16 protein-coding genes are annotated in these 17,405 nt (G+C 71.7%); 5 read left to right on the forward strand and 11 right to left on the reverse strand.

Annotated elements, in window-relative coordinates:
• Window positions 1–326 precede the first annotated feature (326 nt).
• Window positions 327–1,271 (reverse strand): acyltransferase domain-containing protein, encoded by a 945-nt coding sequence (locus ACIA8K_RS22910; RefSeq protein ID WP_396062410.1) that lies wholly within the window; start codon window positions 1,269–1,271, stop codon window positions 327–329.
• Between the two features lie 103 nt (window positions 1,272–1,374).
• Here ACIA8K_RS22910 and ACIA8K_RS22915 point away from each other — a divergent pair, with 103 nt between their 5' ends.
• Entirely contained in the window at window positions 1,375–1,650 is a 276-nt protein-coding gene (locus tag ACIA8K_RS22915) for an alpha/beta hydrolase fold domain-containing protein (RefSeq protein ID WP_396062729.1), read from the forward strand.
• Window positions 1,651–1,653: 3 nt separating this feature from the next.
• Here the strand turns inward: ACIA8K_RS22915 and ACIA8K_RS22920 are convergent, their stop codons facing one another.
• The gene (locus ACIA8K_RS22920; RefSeq protein ID WP_396062412.1) at window positions 1,654–2,265 is read right to left on the reverse strand and encodes a carboxymuconolactone decarboxylase family protein; all 612 of its coding nucleotides are present in this window, start codon (window positions 2,263–2,265) and stop codon (window positions 1,654–1,656) included.
• Window positions 2,262–2,666, reverse strand: a complete 405-nt coding sequence (locus ACIA8K_RS22925; protein WP_396062414.1) for a cupin domain-containing protein — start codon at window positions 2,664–2,666, stop codon at window positions 2,262–2,264. The genes ACIA8K_RS22920 and ACIA8K_RS22925 overlap by 4 nt, the downstream gene beginning before the upstream one ends.
• Window positions 2,667–2,792: 126 nt before the next feature.
• Here ACIA8K_RS22925 and ACIA8K_RS22930 point away from each other — a divergent pair, with 126 nt between their 5' ends.
• Window positions 2,793–3,659: a helix-turn-helix transcriptional regulator gene (locus ACIA8K_RS22930; RefSeq protein ID WP_396062416.1), complete on the forward strand. Its 867-nt coding sequence runs from the start codon at window positions 2,793–2,795 to the stop codon at window positions 3,657–3,659.
• Here the strand turns inward: ACIA8K_RS22930 and ACIA8K_RS22935 are convergent.
• Window positions 3,656–4,684: a prenyltransferase gene (locus ACIA8K_RS22935; protein ID WP_396062418.1), complete on the reverse strand. Its 1,029-nt coding sequence runs from the start codon at window positions 4,682–4,684 to the stop codon at window positions 3,656–3,658. The genes ACIA8K_RS22930 and ACIA8K_RS22935 overlap by 4 nt on opposite strands.
• A 103-nt stretch (window positions 4,685–4,787) precedes the next feature.
• Window positions 4,788–5,090, reverse strand: a complete 303-nt coding sequence (locus ACIA8K_RS22940; protein WP_396062420.1) for a helix-turn-helix domain-containing protein — start codon at window positions 5,088–5,090, stop codon at window positions 4,788–4,790.
• Window positions 5,091–5,257: 167 nt separating this feature from the next.
• Here ACIA8K_RS22940 and ACIA8K_RS22945 point away from each other — a divergent pair, with 167 nt between their 5' ends.
• The gene (locus ACIA8K_RS22945) at window positions 5,258–6,406 is read left to right on the forward strand and encodes an acyltransferase family protein (protein ID WP_396062422.1); all 1,149 of its coding nucleotides are present in this window, start codon (window positions 5,258–5,260) and stop codon (window positions 6,404–6,406) included.
• A 126-nt stretch (window positions 6,407–6,532) separates the two neighbouring features.
• Here the strand turns inward: ACIA8K_RS22945 and ACIA8K_RS22950 are convergent, their stop codons facing one another.
• Both ACIA8K_RS22950 and ACIA8K_RS22955 read right to left on the reverse strand, forming a co-directional pair.
• Entirely contained in the window at window positions 6,533–8,629 is a 2,097-nt protein-coding gene (locus ACIA8K_RS22950) for an ATP-binding protein (RefSeq protein WP_396062424.1), read from the reverse strand.
• Window positions 8,630–8,840: 211 nt separating this feature from the next.
• Window positions 8,841–9,803 (reverse strand): NADP-dependent oxidoreductase, encoded by a 963-nt coding sequence (locus ACIA8K_RS22955; protein ID WP_396062426.1) that lies wholly within the window; start codon window positions 9,801–9,803, stop codon window positions 8,841–8,843.
• A 112-nt stretch (window positions 9,804–9,915) separates the two neighbouring features.
• On the opposite strand from ACIA8K_RS22955, the gene ACIA8K_RS22960 reads away from it, so the two are divergent.
• Together ACIA8K_RS22960 and ACIA8K_RS22965 are read left to right on the forward strand one after the other, a co-directional pair.
• Window positions 9,916–10,833 (forward strand): LysR family transcriptional regulator, encoded by a 918-nt coding sequence (locus tag ACIA8K_RS22960; RefSeq protein WP_396062428.1) that lies wholly within the window; start codon window positions 9,916–9,918, stop codon window positions 10,831–10,833.
• Window positions 10,834–10,998: 165 nt separating this feature from the next.
• Window positions 10,999–12,174, forward strand: a complete 1,176-nt coding sequence (locus ACIA8K_RS22965) for a transporter substrate-binding domain-containing protein (RefSeq protein ID WP_396062430.1) — start codon at window positions 10,999–11,001, stop codon at window positions 12,172–12,174.
• A gap of 97 nt (window positions 12,175–12,271) precedes the next feature.
• On the opposite strand, the gene ACIA8K_RS22970 is transcribed toward ACIA8K_RS22965, so the two are convergent.
• From ACIA8K_RS22970 to aceA, 4 genes are all read right to left on the reverse strand, one after another.
• Complete coding sequence (locus tag ACIA8K_RS22970) at window positions 12,272–13,393, reverse strand: hypothetical protein (RefSeq protein ID WP_396062432.1); 1,122 nt, start codon at window positions 13,391–13,393, stop codon at window positions 12,272–12,274.
• A 99-nt stretch (window positions 13,394–13,492) separates the two neighbouring features.
• A complete protein-coding gene (locus ACIA8K_RS22975; RefSeq protein ID WP_396062434.1) occupies window positions 13,493–14,413 on the reverse strand; it encodes an RNA polymerase sigma factor in 921 nt (306 codons plus the stop codon).
• 118 nt (window positions 14,414–14,531) lie between these two features.
• On the reverse strand, window positions 14,532–16,079 hold the full coding sequence (gene aceB, locus ACIA8K_RS22980; protein WP_396062436.1) for a malate synthase A: 1,548 nt from the start codon (window positions 16,077–16,079) through the stop codon (window positions 14,532–14,534).
• A complete protein-coding gene (gene aceA / locus ACIA8K_RS22985; protein WP_396062438.1) occupies window positions 16,076–17,332 on the reverse strand; it encodes an isocitrate lyase in 1,257 nt (418 codons plus the stop codon). The genes aceB and aceA overlap by 4 nt, the downstream gene beginning before the upstream one ends.
• Between the last annotated feature and the right edge of the window lie 73 nt (window positions 17,333–17,405).

A 17,405-nucleotide genomic window follows, 5' to 3' on the forward strand; every position in this document is an offset into this window, starting at 1 on the left:
GTGCCAGCCCTTGCGACCACCGAACCGCACCCGCCCCAGCCGACCACCGCAGACGCGCCCTGTCGCGTCATCCACAGAACGGCACCAGCCGCGATCAGCTGGCCTCACCGCCAGCCCCTGGCGTCGGGGTCGGTTCTTGCCGCGGCCCGAGCCGCGCCCTGGGGTTGGGCTGGGAGTGACCAGAGGCGGGGCTGGAGCCCGCGGGAGCGTGCGGGCCGGTCCACAGCGGGAGTGGGTAGATGAATTGATTCGAGGTTTGGTGGGGAAGCCGTGCATGACAACGGTGCAGCGGGTGGTGGTGAACGGGAAGACGACGGGTCGTGCTTTCAGATTGGGAGGCGGCCGCTGCGGATCTGCCAGTGGCGGCCGGACCGCAGGTGGTCGATGATCGCGCGTTGCAGGACGGTGTCGCGGGGCAGCTGGTCGAGCGGCGTGGTGAGGGTGCGGAAGACGAAGCGGCGGACCTCGACGTCGGCGTCCTGGCCCTCGGGCTCCTCGTAGGGTTCGAGGGTGAACATGCGCTGGAAGCGGATGATGTTCGAGTCTTCCGGCAGGTATTCGAGCAGCTGTGGGTCGAGGAGCCAGGAGCCGCAGGTGAAGTCGGTGTAGGGCTCGTCGGGGAAGTGGCGCGGGAAGAACGCGCGGGCCTCGTCGAGCGACGCGTTGACCGCGTCCGGGGTCAGCGGCCCGGATTCGGGGATGTGCAGGCTGATCGCGGTACCGCCGCGTTGGTGTTGCAGACGGCCGAGTTCGTAGAGCCCGCCGCGCGCGTGAAGCGTCAGCCAGGCCTGCATGACCGGCCAGCCTTCTCGGCGCATCCGGCGGTTGACCGCGAGGTTGCGGCCGAGGTCGGCGAGCGTGGCCCAGGAGACGGTGTCCGGGATGTCGTGCTCGCGGTGGTAGGCGCGGGCGACGTCGACGAGCGCGAGGTAGGCGTAGACGTAGAGGTGCTGCCAGGCGGGGCCGCGCGCGTGCGGTAGCGCGGGGCCCGGAGGCAGCCAGCCGGATCCGCCGAGGTCGGCGCGGACGAGCGCGGTCGACCTGTCGAGCAGCCAGCGCAGCTCGGGTGTCCACAGCGGAGAGTCGGCGGTGGGCCAGCCGGCGATTATCTCGTCGGCGTCGTCCGGGAGCACCGCGAGCCGGGCGAGGATCGCACGCGCGTCCGACTCGGCAGGTAGCGGCGCGGAGGGCTGATCACCCGCGAGCCGGTCCACCCGGGCGATCTCCTCGGCGGGTACGCCCAGCCGGGCGGCGATGTCGTCCACGTCCACGGGCCGATCCTATAGGCGCACGGCCCGCCCTCTGCGGGTTCCGGTGGGCCCGGCGCCACCGCCGGCAGGAGCCTGACTGCGGAGACCGGGCTGTGTACACCGACTGGGCGGCGCCGACCCGGCCCAGCCGTACGCGTCGCCGCTGTTCGCCCCGGACCACCACGGTCTACCCCGCGCGCTCATCCAGGTCGCCGAGCACGACCCGATCCGGGACGACGGCCTGCGGTACGCGGAGGCGCCGCGGTCCGCCGGCGTGCCGGTGCGCACCACCACCTATGACGGCATGCCGCACGGGTTCCTGGCGTTCCCGCGGATCTGCCGCGCCGCCCCGGCAGCCCTGGCCGAGCTCAGCGCGGAGTTCCGGTCCGCGCTGAGCTGAGGCTCAGCCGGGGAGGGCGTCCAGGGCGTTGGCGGCACGGTCTGCCGCCGCCTCGCCGACGCGGTCCCGCAGCACCGTGACCACCTCCCGCAGCTGCGGCTCGGTCAGCCCGGTGTTCAGCGCGATGCGCACGTGTGACCCCAGCTGGCTCTCGACGCCGTCAAGCGTGGCCAGGGCCGAGACCGTGGCGATCTCGCGGCTCTGCCAGTCCAGGTTGTCGCGGCCGAAGATGTCACCGAACACGTGCGCCTTGATGAACTCGTCGACGGCCGGGGCGAAGTCGAACACCGGGCCGGTCAGCGGCGTACCCATGAGCGTGGTCTGGTTCTCCGCGCCCCGCGCGTGGCTGCTCCGGCCGGGCGCCGGCGGACTCGGCTGCACGCCGGGCGCGTCGGTGATGCCGGCGGCGCGGCGCTCCTCGACCAGCGCCAGGAACGTGCCGAGCGCGTTGAGGCTGCGCGGGAAGCCCGCGTAGGCGTACAGCTGGATCAGGATCTCGTTGATCTCGCTGACCGTGAGGCCGGCGGCCAGGCCGCCGGTGAGCGCGTTCCGCAGCTCGGGCAGCCGCCCCACCGCGGTGAACGCGGCGATCGGGACTATCGCCCGGTGCTTCACCTGTTCGCCGTCTCGTAGATCGCGTCGGTGACCGGCTCCAGCCAGGTGGTCGGGTCGCCGCCGTCCGGCTTCGCCTCGAGCATGGCCAGGTGGCTCATGAACGTGCCGGCCGCGGCGCCGTGCCAGTGCTCCTCGCCGGGCGGGCAGACCACCGTCTCACCGGCATGGATGCGCAGCACCGCGCCGTCGCGCACGCCGACCAGGCCGACGCCCTCGGTGACGTGAAGCGTCTGGCCGACCGCGTGCGAGTGCCAGTTGGTCCGCGCGCCAGGTGTGAAGCGCACAAGCGCGACGACCATCCGCGACGGGCCGGCGCCGTTGTAGATCGGCGTCATGTACACGTCGCCGGTGAACGCGGACGCGGGCGTCTTGACTGTGGGGCGGACGGGTAGCAGTTCCATGCCGTACTCCTCGGGTGGTCGGTGCGGGTCAAGCAAACCCCGCATCACCGGTGCCGGGGAGTGTTTGACGAGGCGGGTAATGACAGGGCCCCTCAGCGCGGTGGGCGACCCCGTAGCGTCGGGGCCGTGGACAACAAAGCCGACATTCGCGAGTTCCTGGCGTCGCGGCGTGCCAGGATCACCCCGGAACAGGCGGGTCTGCCCGACTTCGGGGGAAGCCGCCGCGTCGCCGGGCTGCGCCGCGCCGAGGTGGCGATGCTGGCCGGGGTCAGCCCCGACTACTACACGCGACTGGAACGCGGCAACCTGTCCGGCGTCTCGGACAGTGTGCTCGACGCGCTGAGCCGGGCGCTGCGGCTTGACGAGGCCGAACGCTCCCACCTGTACGACCTGGCGCGCGCCGCGACCGGGAAGCCACGGGTGCGCCGCCGCCCCGCGAAACAGGTCCGGCCCGGCACCCGGCACCTGCTCGACGCGATGACCGACGCGCCCGCGCTGGTCCGCAACGGGCGGCTGGACGTCCTGGCGGCGAACCGGCTGGCCGAGGCGCTGTACTCACCCGCGTTCACCACAGCGCACCGGCCGGTGAACCTGGCCCGGTTCTGCTTCCTCGACCCGGCGGCCGAACGGTTCTACCCGCACTGGGAGGCGTCCGCGGACACGACCGTGGCGCTGCTTCGCACCGAGGCGGGCCGGGACCCGTACGACCGGGACCTCAGCGATCTCGTCGGCGAACTGGCCACCCGCAGCGACGAGTTCCGGGTCCGCTGGGGCGCGCACGACGTCCGCCTGCACCAGCACGGCGTGAAGTCGTTCCAGCACCCGGTCGTCGGGCGCCTGGACCTCGGCTTCGAGGCGCTGCCGATGCCTGCCGATCCGGGGCTGACGCTCACGGCGTACAGCGCCGAGCCGGGCACTCCGGCCGCGGACGGTCTGCGCCTGCTGGCAAGCTGGGCGGCGTCCACCGAGGTCAAGCAGACCGACAGCGCCTAGGACAGCCGGCGAGACTGCCAGAGGCGGTGGGCGAACAGCCCGGTATAGGCAACGAGGACCGCGGTGAGCACGACCAGCGCCGAGGGCTGGGCCCGGTGCACCGCGGCGTCGAGCAGCACGCCGAGCATGGCGGCCGCGACGATAAGCGACACGTGGTTGGAGGCCCAGAACACGACAGGCGTCATCAGGGCGGCGTCGAGGTCACGCATCGCGCTCGCCCGCAGCCGCCCGACAAGCCACGCCGACAGGACCGCGGTCGCCGCCATCGGCAGCCAGACCAGCCACGGGATCCACCCCACCAGGGCAAAGGCCGTCAGCATCGCGTACGCGAGCGGCTGCGCGGCCACGATCACCCGTACCGCCGGCCGATATCCCAGCACGACGACAAGCGTGCGCTTGCCGACCGCGGCGTCGGAGCACCGGTCACCCAGGTTCATCACCATCATCCGGACGAACTGCAGCACGGCCGTGGGCAACAGAATCACGAGCAGCAACGGGGGTACGCTGCCGCCGGTCTGCAACGCCGCCGCCACCGCCGGCCACAGTCCGTTGAGGATCGCCGCGACAGTGGCCTCGCCGCCCGCCCGGTAGTTGAACCGCAGCGGCGGCGCGGTGTAGAACCAGGCCAGGATGACGGCGGCCGTGGCGAGCAGGCGCGCCTGCCAGGTCGGCATCACCGCCACCATCAGCGCGGCAGCACCGGCCAACAGGAAACCTGTGCCCAGCGCCACGATCGGCGGGACCGAGCCGTCGACCAGGGCGCGGCTGCCCCCGGTCCAGGGCGTGAACGACTCGTTGGCCCGGTCCGCCTCCAGATCGAAGTACTCGTTGCAGTAGTGCGTCATCAGGTGCACGGTCCAGGCGAACAGCTGCGCCAGGACGTACCACCAAGGGTTGAATGGGTGTCCTTGATGGATGGTCACTGCGACCGCGAGGCCGACCGGCAGCACGTTGTAGAGAAGGAACCGCAACCGGGCGAGCCGGAGAAAGCCGCGCAGCGAGGTTCTTCCTGACGTCTGGGTCACCACAGTGGATCTCCTTCACCAGCGCGGAGTTCCGGCCCGCCCATGATGAGCCATCGATGTTTCGGCAAGCGCCCGAACCGGCGGCGGTGGCATCCGGCCCGGCCTACCGGGCCACGTTCCGCGGACGTGGCGGCGGGCGCTGACCCGCGTCGGCACGGAACCGGCCGGGCGCGATGCCGTACTCACGCCGGAACGCCGCGCCGAACGCGAACTCGGTGGAATAGCCGACCCGCCGGGCAATGGCCGCGAGCGGCACGTCCGTCTCCCGCAGCCAGGCGCGATGGCTGGGACCACGGCGGAACCGGCTCCGGAGCGACGTGCGGAGCGCGTGCGGAGCGCCAGCGGAGCCCGACGCGGAGGTTTGCCCGCGGGAGCATGCGGGCCGGACCGCCGCGGAAGTGGGCACCTGAACTGGATCTTGATCCTCAGGACCGGGAAGTGGTCTGCGTCACACGTTACATCCGGGGCGGCGCGGCGCGTGTCAGGCAGTTCGTGAGTACGCACACGGAAGATCCGGTCGCCGCGTCGGCCGGGCAGAGGTCGTGGGGGCCTCGGCGGAGGAAGGCCACGCCGGTGGAGCGGCCGACGACGACCCGGCTGCTGGCGCTTGACGGGCTGCGGCTGCTGTGTGCGCTGGCGGTGGCGGGATATCACCTGGGGCTGGCGTGGTCGATCGACAACGTGCGGGCCACGGCCGCCTTCATGCCTGCGGAGGCGCGGGCGGTGCTGATCTACGGGTTTCTCGGGGTCGAGGTGTTCTTCATGATCAGCGGCTTTGTGATCTGTATGAGTGGGTGGGGGCAGAACCTTCGCGGGTTCGTCGCGTCGCGGGCCGGACGGCTGTTTCCGGCGTTCTGGGCCTGTGTGCTGATCACGGCGGCCGTGATGACTGTGTTTCCGCTGACCTCGGGCGTGCCGCTGGCGCATGACCTGACCGGCGCGGACATCGCGGTCAACCTGACCATGCTGGCCGGGCCGCTGAATGTGCCCTATGTGGACACCGTGTACTGGACTCTCTGGTACGAGCTGCGCTTCTACACCGTCTTCGGCGTGCTGGTGCTGGCCGGCGTGACCCGTCTCCGGGTGCTGGTGCTTGGCTTCGGCTGGCTGGCGGCGTCGCTTGTGGTGCCGCCGGATGTGCCACTTGCGGAGCTGGTGATGCCACAGTTCGCGCCGTACTTCGTGGCCGGCATGACGATCTACCTGATCCGGCGGTACGGGCCCGGCGTCGCGCTGTGGATCCTGCTCGGCGCGGCCTATCTCGTCAGCCTGGTCCGGGTCGCGGAGCGGGTGGGAGCCGCGAATCCCGGCTTCCCGGTGCCGGTCTGGCCGGGGCTGCTGATCATCACGCTCGCGTTCGCGGCACTGCTGGCGATCGCGCTCGGTGCCACCGACCGCTGGTCCTGGCGCTGGCTGGCCGTCGCGGGCGCGGTGTCCTATCCGTTCTACCTGCTGCACCCGCGGATCGGCTTCACGATGATCCGCAACGCCTGGGAGCGTACCGGCCTGCCGATGCCGGTGCTTGTCGTGATCGCGATCGCGGTGCTGCTGGTCGTGGCATGGCTTGTCCACAGGCTTGTCGAACGGCCGGCCGGCCCGGCGCTGCGCCGCCTGATCGCCACCGCCTCGCCCCGGAACGTCCTGCCCCGGGGCGAGGGCGGCTCAGCGCGCGGCCCGCTTGATCAGGTCGGCGGCCGCGCCGGGCTGGGAGGTCATAGGTAGGCGTCACCGCGGCGGTGCCGGTGGGCGCCGGCCGACCGGGCGGGGACACCGGGTTCGAGTGTCGATGTCCGGCGGCTCCCGTCTACCCGCTTCCGGCCGATCGGAGCGCAGCCTACACCTGGGGCGTCAGCCGTGATGGGCGGCGGCCAGCCGGGCCCGCTGCGGTTGCGGCTCGTGGTGCGCGGGCAGCGTGAACGAGAAGCAGCTGCCGCCCGCCGGGTTGTCCACAGCGGTGATCGTGCCGCCGTGACGTTCCACGATGCGTTTGCAGATCGCCAGGCCCAGGCCGGTGCCGGAGTACGGCGCGGCGCGGTGGGCGCGGTGGAAGTTACCGAAGATGGCCTCGTGCTGGCCGGGCGGGATGCCGATGCCGTTGTCGGAGATGCAGGTCCGTACCGTGCCCGCGTCCGCGCTGGCCGCGACCGTGAGCCGCGGGACCACGCCCGGCGCCGTGTACTTGATCGCGTTGCCGATCAGGTTGTCGATCAGCTGCCGGACCAGAACCGGGTCCGCGTGCGCCGCGGGCAGGTCACCGATGACGACCTCCGGAACCGGGCCGCCGGCCGCGACTGACGCGTCCGCGCGTGCCGCGGCGATCTCCGCCACCACCTCGGCCAGGCTCACCCGGGCCGGCACGATCGCGGAGTCCCGGGCGACCGCATGATCGAGCAGTCCGTTGATCAGCCCGCTCATGCGCACTGCCGCGCGCTCGACGCGTTGCAGGCTGGCCCGCGCCTGGTCGACCGCCGGATGTGACGGGATCTCCGCAAGCGACTCTCCGGTCGCCTCGGTCCAGCCCTCGACCGCGGTCAGCGGATTGAGCAGGTCGTGCGCGACGACGCCGGCGAAGGAGGTCAGCTCGTCGCGGTGCCGGCGTTCGGCCGTCACGTCGGTGTAGAGCAGCACGGCGGTGGGGCTGCCGTGATGGTCCGGCAGCAGCGCGCCCTTGAGGTGCACGATGCGGCCCTCGGGGACGCCGGCGTTGCGGACCAGCACGTCCATGCCGGTAAGCGTGCCGGCCATGGCGCGACGGTACGGCATGTCCTGCGGCGCCAGCAGCGTACCGTCGAGGTGGTGGAGGCCGTAGTGTCTGCTGTCCGCGACGGCGCCGTTGGGGCTGACCACGCCGCCGAGCAGCCGCACCGCTGCCGGGTTGCGCAGCAGCACCTGGCCGCGGGAGTCGACCACGGACAGCCCGTCGGCCATCGAGTCGATGATCGCGTGCATGAGTTCGGCGCGCTCGCGGGCCTCGTCCGTGCTGGCGGCCAGCTTGGTGACAAGCGCGGTGCGCTCGTCGCGGCTGAGCGCCAGCGCGAGCCCGACCACCGCGACCATCGCGACGAACAGCTGGGCGACGAAGGCCCGCAGCGCGTCCGAGCCGACGGAGGCGAACGGGCCGTCGCCGTGAAGCGTGTAGAGCACGACGATCACGCCGACCGCGAGGTCGTGAAGCACCACGAACGGGGTGGCGAGCCGGACCGAGGCCCACACCGTCAGGCCGATGAGCGTGAACGAGATCGGCAGGCCGTGCGAGAGGCCGAACCCGGCCAGGTACGCCGCGGTGGAGCAGACGGCCAGGCCCGCGTACTCGATCAGCCGGATCCGCGGCGTGCGGGCCAGCGACCGGCCCGCGTGCCGCCACCAGCCGTGCAGGGTGCCGTGCTCGGTGCGGAACCGGCTCACCGCATGGCCCACGCACAGCCCGACCGCGCCGATGAGAAGCATGCTCGCGGTGTTGCGGACCAGCCAGACCGCGGTGGCCGGCGGCGAGTAGTGGCCGATGGAGAGCCAGACCGCGGTCGGGCCGATCGCGGCGCCCGCGGCCGTGGCCATGAACGCCGCGCACAGCAGCGCCCACAGGTCACGGGGGCCTCGAAGCGGCTCGGTGCCGCCCGCACCCCACAGGTGGGGTCGCCAGCGCGTCATCAGGTAGAGGAACATGCCGGCCTGGACCAGGTTCGCAAGCACGAAGGCGAGGGAGAGGCCGATGGAGGCCCCGGTCGCCATGTTGATCACCACGGTGATCGCGGACAGCGCCACCACGTCGACCCACCGGGACGGCGACGTGCGCTGGGCGCCGAACCAGACCACCGCCACGCCCGCGGCCGGCCAGACCAGGCTGAGGCTGGTCCCGTCCATGATCGTAAGGCGGCCGGCGATCGTGGCGACCAGATACAACGCCGCGAACAGGACAGTCCGGACAAGCGACACCGGAACGCTCACCGCGACGGCCCTCCACTCGTTCCTCCCAGGCCCTATCGGCCCGCAGCGGCCGATGTTGAGCAGGACTCCGCTGGGCGTCCACGACCAATGGGACGCGGACAACGGCATCGCCACCGGCACCCAGGTCGGCGACCGCGTGATCGCCGACTACCCGCGTCCCTGACCGGCCGCCGGGCGGTGCTGATCTCCGGCATTGTCGCGGAGCCCGGCATCAGGGAATCAGCACGAGCTTGCCGGGACCGTGGCCGGCGAGGCCCGTCTCGTGGGCCTTCGCGGCGTCGGCGAGCGGGAACGTGGCGTCGACGATGACGCGCAGCGCACCGGAACCGGCCCGGGCGACGAGGTCCGCGCGGGCTGCGGCACGAATCTCAGCGCCCGCGTCCTGCCCGGGGCCGTAGCCGAGCAGCTTGATGCCGGCGGTGGCGCGGCGCGGCGAACCGGTGATCGAGGCGATCCTGGTCCGGTCGGCCACCAGCTCGAGCGAGACGTCGAGCGCTTCGTCGGTGCCGGCGAGGTCGATCGCGGCGCTGATGCCCTGCGGCGCGGCGGCACGGACCCGGCCGGCAAGCCCGGGACCGTAGACGACTGGCGTCGCGCCGAGCTCCCGCAGCAACGCGTGATTGCGCTCGGCCGCGGTGGCGATCACTGTCGCTCGCGCGGCGGTGGCGAGCTGGATGCCCATCAGTCCGACGCCGCCGGACCCGCCGTGGACGAGCACCGTGTCGCCGGCGCCCACACCTGCCGCGTGCAGCGCATGGACCGCGGTGGTGCCGGTCAGCAGCAGCGAGCCGGCCTCGGCCCAGCCCAGTCCGGCGGGTTTCGGCAGGATCGCGGTGGCCGGCGCGGTGACGTAGTCGGCGTAGGCCGCGGTCACCGGATAGACGATGACCTCGTCGCCGACGTGCACGCCGGTGACCTCCGCGCCGACCTCGGTGACGACGCCCGCGCACTCCAGGCCGAGCGCGGGCATCGAGGCGGCGATCCCGGCGGCGTCCTTGTGGTCGTCGTCCACGGCGTGGAAGGACCCGCTGTAGAGCTTCCAGTCGATCGGGTTGACGCCGGCGGCCCTGACCTCGACGACCACGCCATTGGCAGCCGCGTGCGGGGCTGGCACGTCGGTCACGGCGAGCACGTCGGGGGTGCCGTAGGCAGTCGGGCGCACGATTCTCGGCATGGCGGAACTCCTGTTCAGAACGGGTGTGACCCAAGTATTCGCCGCACAAGGCATGATGCCCAGTGCAATATCGGTAGGTAATACCTGCACCGGACGCACGAATGGGGCCGACATGGCGGAGCACCTCGATCTCAATCTGCTGCGCGTGTTCGACGCGCTGATGGACACCGGAAGCGTCGCCGAGGCCGCGGTACGCCTGCACCTGTCCGCGCCGGCGACGAGCAGGGCGCTGAGCCGGTTACGGCGCGCGATGCACGACCCCATCCTGGTCCGGGCGGGCCGCGGCCTGGTCGCCACGCCGTTCGCCCGCGACTCCGCAGGGACGGTGAAGGCCTTGCTTGAGGCAGCGGACGGCCTGCGCGCGGACCCCGCGGACATCGACCCGTCCACCTGGCGGCGCACGTTCGCCATCCGGCTCAACGACGCGCTCATCCCGGTGCTCGCCCCTCGCCTCACCCGGCGGATCACCGGCGAGGCGCCCGGCGTCCGCCTGCGGTTCGTCGGCCAGGACGACAAGGACGCGGAGACGCTTCGCGACGGCTCGATCGACCTCGACGTCGGGGTGGCGGGCCCACCACCGCCCGACGTCCACACGTCGACGCTGTTCACCGACCACTTCGTGGCGGTCGTCGCCGCCGACTCCACGCTGGGCCGGGCCCCGCACCTCACGCTCGACGACCTGTGCCGGCACCCGCACATCTCCGCGTCCCGGCGCGGCCTCGCCCGCGGCCCGCTCGACGACGCGCTGGAACAGGCCGGACTCGCCCGGCACGTCGCCGCGGTCGTACCCTCCTATGCGGTGGGTGCGTTGATGGCGCTCGAATCCGACCTGATCTGTCTGGTGCCGCGGGTGACCGCCGTGCACCTGGCCGAGCGGGGCGTACCGCTGCGCATCCACGAGGTGCCCTGCGACCTGCCGACCGCGGCCGTCGACATGCGCTGGCATCGCCGCGTCCACGAGGACCCGGTCTCACAGTGGCTTCGGGAGCGGCTGCGCGACGCGGTCCGCCCACTCACCGGAGACAGGTAGCCCCGGAGCGCGTATACCGGGCCGGTGTTCTGCCAAACGGCCGCGCCACGGAATGAGGCCACTCAGGGATGATCAGGAATCGGGGGACGAATCGTCTGTCGCAGAGCCTCGTTGACAGGGCATCCGGAAATGTCGGGTGCCCTTCGGACAACGGGGAGCCGTGCCTTGACCCTCAGCCGAGAACTGCGGACGCCCATCGGTGACGACCCGGACGTGGAGAAGACGCTCCCGCCCCCGGCCGCGGAATTCGTGCGGCGGGAGATGTTCTGGATCGCGCCGGTAAGCCTGACCACAGTGGTCTTCACCCTCTACGCGCTGCTCAATCCGAGGTGGGGTGCGGACGCGGCGGCGATCCTTGCACTGCCGCTGGGAGTGATCAGCCTGGTCATCACGATCTTCATCGACCGCGGGCGGTTCCGGCAGCCGCTACTACGCATCCCACCCGGGCGCACAGTGGTGTGGCGACTCGCCGCCGTGGCGATCGCGGTCGGGCTCACCGCCACCGTCGGGCTGTGGTGGGTGCAACGCGAGCCCGACCCGTTCGACTACCTCTCCGGCCGGGTGCGGATCGGCTACACCTCGGACCAGTACAGCGGCTGGCATACCGTCGGCGGCAGCGGACACGCCGGTTTCGACGTCTCGGTGGCCGAGACGCTGCAGAGAAGGTTCGACTTCGAGGTCGAATGGGTCCGGCTCGACGTCCTCGACGACCGGATGGAGGCGCTGGCCGGGCGCTGGCGCGACCAGCAGGGCAACCTTCAGGAGCCGGTGAAGCTGGTGATCTCCAACTTCTCCATGACACCCCGGCGGGCCGAGGAGATCGACTTCGCCGGCCCTTACTTCGTCGACCGCCAGGGCTACCTGTCCAAGACCAAGGCCCGCGTGCTCGTGGATCTGCCGACCGACGGGGCACTGTGCGTGGTGGAGGGATCCACCAGCTCCGAATTCCTTGAGGTACGCGGCTGGTCGATCGTGAACCGCCCGTCCCTCGACGCGTGCGTAAGCGACTTCAAGCGAAACGCCGTGCAGGCGGTATCCGGCGACAGCAGCGCGCTCGCCGGGTACGCCGTGCAGCAAGGCCTCGACCCCGCTCAGTACATCGCGTTCACAAGCGGCGCCGAGGAGTACGGCATCGGGCTGCCGAACAATTCGCCCCGGTTGTGCCTCGCCATCAGCGAAGCGCTCGACAAGTTCCTCGCCAACGAGTGGACAAACGCCTTCGGCACGAACCTGAAGCCGCTGGGCCTGCACATCACGAGCGGCGCGGACGATCCGAACGGGCTAACCCGCCCCACCCGGACGGATGCCTGTCAGCAGCCGGAGCCGTGGAAACAGCAGTGACCTGAGTGACCGAGCCGGGCACACCGGAGTCCGCGGGCCGCCGAGCCCGGTCGCGGGAGCGGGAAGACCCGGATCCTGGTCCTCCCGCTCCTGACCGTCAGATGAACGGCCAGCCCGACGGGGCGCCGACCGCGATGCGGCCCGGGATCGTCCACTGGGTGGTGGAGAGGTTGGCGGCCTGAGCCGCGGCCATGCCGTCGCGGAAGATCCGGCCGAGACGGTTCGCCCGGTAGAGCGGGTCGGAGCTGCCGAGTTCGTACATGGAGACCAGCACGGTGCGGGACGTCTCGGTCACCAGCGCGATCGCACCGCGTACCGCGGCGCGCTGCTCGTCGCTCGTCTGCCGCCCGGCGGCGACCGTGTCGTCCAGGTCGCGCTGTGCGGCAAGCAGCAGCCCGCGGGCGGCGGCGACCTGGGTCAGCGCGCGGCCGATCGCGGACGTCACGTGGTCCTTCTCGGACAGCGGGAGTCCGTCCAGGCCCCGTTTGGCCTGCGCGATCGTCACCATCTCATCGACCGCGGACCGGGCGATGCCGATCAGGACGGCGGCACAGCCGGGCAGCAGCACATTGACCACGGGCAGCCGGTACGCCGGTACGTCGACGCGCGGCGGTGCGAACAGCGACTGAGTCATGTACGCCGGCACGAAGAGGTCCTCCACCGCGACCGCGTTGCTGTCCGAGGCCCGCATGCCTACCGAGTCCCAGGTGTCCAGCACTGTCGCCTCGTCGCGCGGGACGACGCAGAAACGCAGGCCCTCGAAGCCCGGGCCGGCGGACGGGTCCACGCCGGCCAGCAGGAACCACTCGGCCAGGTGCGCGCCACTGACGATCTTCCACCGGCCGGTGAGCCGGAAGCCACCGTCCGCGGGCGTGAGCAGGCCGGGCTGGCCGGAGTGGGCGATCAGCGGATCCCGGTCGCCGGTCCAGATCCGGGCGACCGCGTCCTCGTGCAGCCAGCCCGCGCCGAAGCCGACGTTGAGGTTCCACAGCACCCAGGCGGTCGGCCCGTCGATGCGGGCGACGGCCGCGTAGAAGTCAAGCGCGTCCGCGACGGTCGCCTCGCAGCCGCCGATGCCCGCCGGGGTGAGCAGCCGGAACGCGCCCCGCTCGCGCAGCTCGCCGACCAGTTCGGGGGCGAGGCGGCCGTCGGCCTCGGCGGCGTCGCGGTACTTCTCGATCGCCGGGCGCAGCAGCTCGGGCAGTTCGTCGATCGACACGGTGGTTCCCTTCCGTACGGGCCCGTCGTTCAGGCCCTTCCACCGGACGAGATGTGCCGGGCGGGCCGAAACTGCGCTGCCTGGCGTGTGATCCACGCCTCAGGCGCGCGGCCCGGTCCCGTAGGCGACGCCGAGCTGCGCAAGCCGGCCCTCGCGCAGGCGCAGCAGCCAGGCGAACGTGGGCGGGCAGTGGTCCGGGCTGGACGGCGGGTTGATGAAGTCGCCCTCCCAGATGAGAACGCCGCGGCTGCCGACCGCGTCGCGAAGGGTGGCGGTGACGCCCGCACCCATCGTCTGCTCGACCATCGTGTGCACTGTGGTCCGGTCGCCGAGCAGCAGGCCCATGAAGGTGACAGTGAAGTCCGGGCGGGCCCAGTCGTCGATCACCCGGCCGTACCCGCCCGCGTGGACAAGCGCGAAGTGCTGTCTCGCCTCGCGCCGGCGGGCATCCGCGTCCGCGTCGGCGGCCCGGAAGGCGTCACCGGCCGTCTCGCGAAGCCTCCGGCCCAGGACCCGGCGGCCGTCCCGCAGCCGGCTGCCGACCGTGTCCACAGGGATGCCGCAGAGCTGGGAGATCTGCTCGTACGCGGAGAAGCCGCTGAAGTAGCGCAGCAGCATCACCTCGCGGATCGGGTCGGACAGCAGCGCGATCGCGTGCCACACCCAGTCGCGGGTGGCGGTCCGCTCCAGCAGCTCGTCCGGCCCCGGCTCGGCCGACGGCGGCAGGAACTGCTGCGGGTCCGCGACCGGCGCCGGGACCCTGGACCGCAGCCGGGCCCGGCACGTGTTGCGCACGATCGCCTTCAGCCACGGGCCGGACGCGGACGGGTCCCGCAGGGCCGGGATCGCGCGGAACGCGGTGAGCACCGCGTCCTGCACGGCGTCGTCGACCTCGTCGGTGTAGCCGAGCAGCGAGATCGCGGTGGCGCGCATCTCGGCCCGGTGCCGCTCGGTGAGCGCCGCGAACGCGGAGACGTCCCCGCCCGCGGCCGCGCGTGCCAAGTCTCCGTCCGGCTCCATTCGCGCCACAGTAGCGAACCGGTCGCGGCGGCTACGAACAACCGAGACCGTTAATCGCTTGCGGCGGCTGATCATGCTGACGGTCAAGGGCTGACGCCGAGACCCGAGATTCCGCAGGTCACCGGGCCGGTGGTGCGAGGTGGTGGGCGTAGGCGTCTGTGGTGAAGAAGGCGGGCAGTTCCTCCGCTAGGGCGGTGCGTTCGAAGATCTGGGCGGCGGCCTGGGCGCGGGAACGGCCTGCGGCGTCGCGGCCGGTGGAGAGGGCGGCCACCTCCTCGGCGAGGATCGCGCGGACCAGGGGCTCGGTCACCGTGCCGCCGTCCGCGAGCGGGGTGTGGTGGTAGAGCCACTGCCAGACCTGGCAGCGGGCGATCTCGGCGGTCGCGGCGTCCTCCATCAGGCCGGACAGTGCCACGGCGCCGGTGCCGCCGAGCCACGCGTCGACGTAGCGCACGGTCACCGCGATGTCGGCGCGCAACCCGGCCGAGGTGACGCGGCCCGGGGTCTTGTCGACGGCGAGCAGGTCGGCTTCGGTCACCTCCACGTCGTTCCGCAGGCGGGAGAGTTGGTGCGGGCGGTCGCCGAGCACCGCGTCGAACTCCTCCCGGCAGACGTCCACCAGGCCTGGATGCGCCACCCAGGAGCCGTCGAAGCCGTCACCGGCCTCGCGTCGTTTGTCGGCGCGTACCCGGTCGAGGGCCGCGGGGTTCTGCGCGGAGGGAATGAAGGCGGACATGCCACCGATCGCGTGGGCGCCGCGCCGGTGGCAGGTACGGACCAGCAGCTCGGTGTAGGCGCGCATGAACGGCACGGTCATGGTGACGTCGGCCCGGTCGGGAAGCACGAACTCCTGCCGCTGGCCCAGGTTCTTGATGATGCTGAAGATGTAGTCCCAGCGGCCCGCGTTCAGGCCGGACGCGTGGTCGCGCAGCTCGTAGAGGATCTCGTCCATCTCGAAGGCGGCGGTGATCGTCTCGATGAGGACTGTCGCGCGGATGGTGCCGGCCGGGAGGCCGAGGTACTGCTGGGCGAAGACGAACACGTCGTTCCACAGCCGCGCCTCGTGGTGGTTCTCGAGTTTCGGCAGGTAGAGGTAGGGCCTGCGGGTGCCGTGGAACAGGTACAGGCCGACGTCGAACAGGCTCGCGGAGATCGGGCGGCCGTCGACGACGAATCCCTTCTCGACGAGGTGCCAGCCGCGTGGCCGGGCCACGACCGTGGCGGTCCGGTCCGCCAGGACGTACCGCTTGCCGCGGGGGTCGGTGAAGTCGAGGCGGCGGGCGCGGGCGTCGATCAGGGTGAGCTGCCCGGAGACCACGTTGTGCCAGGCCGGGGCGGTGGCGTCCTCGAAGTCGGCCATCCACACGGACGCGCCGGAGTTGAGCGCGTTCACTGCCATCTTCGGGTCGGGCGGGCCGGTGATCTCGACGCGGCGGTCGACGAGGCCGGGCGCCGGGGGTGCGACCCGCCAGTCGGGGTCGGCACGGAGGTGCGCTGTCTCCGGCAGGAAGCCGGGCAGGGTGCCGCGGCGTGCCCGCCGGTTGCTGAGCACCACGGCCCGGCGGCCGGCGAATCGGCTGTCCAGGGCGACGAGGAAGTCGAGCGCGTCCGGGGTGAGGACCTCTGCGAACCGTACCCCCATGGCGCCTTTGATCTGGTGTCTCATGCGAACTGCTCCGCTTCGGTCGAGCCGTGCAGCGCGGTGGTCTCGCCGGCCGGGTTGAGGATGGTGCTGATCAGGTCGAAGTGGCCGGTGCCGACCTCGCGCTGGTGTTTGACGGCGGTGTAGCCGCGCGCTTCGGCGGCGAACTCGCGTTCCTGCAGCTCGACGTAGGCGGGCATGCCGCCGCCGGCGTATCCGTGGGCGAGGTCGAACATGGAGTAGTTGAGCGCGTGGAAGCCGGCGAGCGTGATGAACTGGAACTTGTAGCCCATCTGGCCGAGTTCCTTCTGGAAGGTGGCGATGGTGGCCTCGTCGAGATGCCGGCGCCAGTTGAAGGACGGCGAGCAGTTGTAGGCGAGCATCTGGTCGGGGTAGCGGTCCTTGATCGCCTCGGCGAAGCGGCGGGCGACGTCCAGGTCGGGGGTGCCGGTCTCCATCCAGAGCAGGTCGGCGTGCGGCGCGTAGGCGAGGCCGCGGGCGATGCACGGCGCGATGCCGTTGCGGACCCGGTAGAAGCCCTCGGCGGTACGGTCCCCGGTGACGAACGGCCTGTCGCGCTCGTCGACGTCGGTGGTGAGCAGCGTGGCGGCCTGGGCGTCGGTGCGCGCGATGATCAGGGACGGGACGCCTGCGACGTCGGCGGCGAGGCGGGCGGCCTCGAGCGTGCGCACGTGCTGGCCGGTGGGGATGAGCACCTTGCCGCCGAGGTGGCCGCACTTCTTCTCGGCGGCGAGCTGGTCCTCCCAGTGCACGCCTGCCGCACCCGCGACGATCATGGCGGTCATCAGCTCGTACGCGTTGAGCACGCCGCCGAACCCGGCCTCCGCGTCCGCGACGATCGGCGCGAGCCAGTTGACGCCCGTGCCGGCGCCCTCGATCTGGCCGGTCCGCAGCAGCGCGTTGTTGATCCGGCGGACCACCGCGGGCACCGAGTTCGCCGGGTAGAGGCTCTGGTCGGGGTAGGTGTGGCCGGCGAGGTTGGCGTCCGCGGCGACCTGCCAGCCGGACAGGTAGATCGCCTTCAGCCCGGCCCGGACCATCTGGACGGCCTGGTTGCCGGTGAGCGCGCCGAGCGCGGGCACGTAGTCCTCGTCGTGCAGCAGCTGCCACAGCCGCTCGGCGCCGCGCCGGGCCAGGGTGTGCTCCTCCTGAACCACGCCGCGCAGCCGCAGCACGTCCTCGGGCCGGTAACTGCGCTCGATGCCGTTCCACCGCGGGTCGGTCGCCCATTCCAGCGTCATCGCGAGCTCCTTCATCGATCGGAAACTCACAGTCACACGGCGGCGGAGGAGGCGTCGAGGCACGTAAACGGCCAATTCCGGCTAACTT

Origin of the sequence: Catenuloplanes sp. NPDC051500 (assembly GCF_044454585.1) — a bacterium.
In the GTDB taxonomy this organism is placed as follows: Bacteria; Actinomycetota; Actinomycetes; order Mycobacteriales; family Micromonosporaceae; genus Catenuloplanes.

Coding starts and splice junctions, on each gene's coding strand:
- aceA (WP_396062438.1), bottom strand. CDS start 17,332: ATGAAGGAGCTCGCGATGACGCTGGAATGGGCGACCGACCCGCGGTGG.
- ACIA8K_RS22955 (WP_396062426.1), bottom strand. CDS start 9,803: ATGCCGAGAATCGTGCGCCCGACTGCCTACGGCACCCCCGACGTGCTC.
- aceB (WP_396062436.1), bottom strand. CDS start 16,079: ATGAGACACCAGATCAAAGGCGCCATGGGGGTACGGTTCGCAGAGGTC.
- ACIA8K_RS22975 (WP_396062434.1), bottom strand. CDS start 14,413: ATGGAGCCGGACGGAGACTTGGCACGCGCGGCCGCGGGCGGGGACGTC.
- ACIA8K_RS22925 (WP_396062414.1), bottom strand. CDS start 2,666: ATGGAACTGCTACCCGTCCGCCCCACAGTCAAGACGCCCGCGTCCGCG.
- ACIA8K_RS22960 (WP_396062428.1), top strand. CDS start 9,916: ATGGCGGAGCACCTCGATCTCAATCTGCTGCGCGTGTTCGACGCGCTG.